1 pseudogene is annotated in these 428 nt (G+C 71.7%); it reads right to left on the bottom strand.

Annotated elements, in window-relative coordinates:
* Window positions 1–180 precede the first annotated feature (180 nt).
* Window positions 181–428, bottom strand: a pseudogene (locus LPA54_RS39710) (sulfate adenylyltransferase small subunit); the annotation flags it as partial.

Genomic DNA, 428 nt, shown 5'->3' with positions numbered 1-428 from the left:
CGCGAGGCGTGCTCGACGGCCTCCAGCTGGTCGGTGAGGATCGACTTGGAGTCGTGCAGCAGCCGGCCCACCAGGGTGGACTTGCCGTCGTCGACGGAGCCCGCGGTGGCGAAGCGCAGCAGGGTGGCCGCGGCGGGGTCGTGACGGGTGCGGGTGGTGGCCGTCGTGTCGGACGTCATGTCAGAAGTACCCCTCACGCTTGCGGTCCTCCATGGCGGCCTCGGAGAGCTTGTCGTCGGCGCGGGTGGCGCCCCGCTCGGTGAGGCGGCTGGCGGCGATCTCGGCGATGACGTCGGCGACGGTGGTGGCGTCGGAGTCGACGGCGCCGGTGCAGGACATGTCGCCGACCGTGCGGTAGCGGATCATCCGCTTCTGTACCGGCTCGGACTCCTTCGGTCCGCCCCACTCGCCGGCGGTCAGCCACATGC

Source organism: Streptomyces sp. DH12 (assembly GCF_020873895.1).
GTDB lineage: Bacteria > Actinomycetota > Actinomycetes > Streptomycetales > Streptomycetaceae > Streptomyces.
The sequence above is the reverse complement of the archived record's forward strand: the minus strand, read 5'-3'. Positions and strand labels throughout refer to the sequence as shown.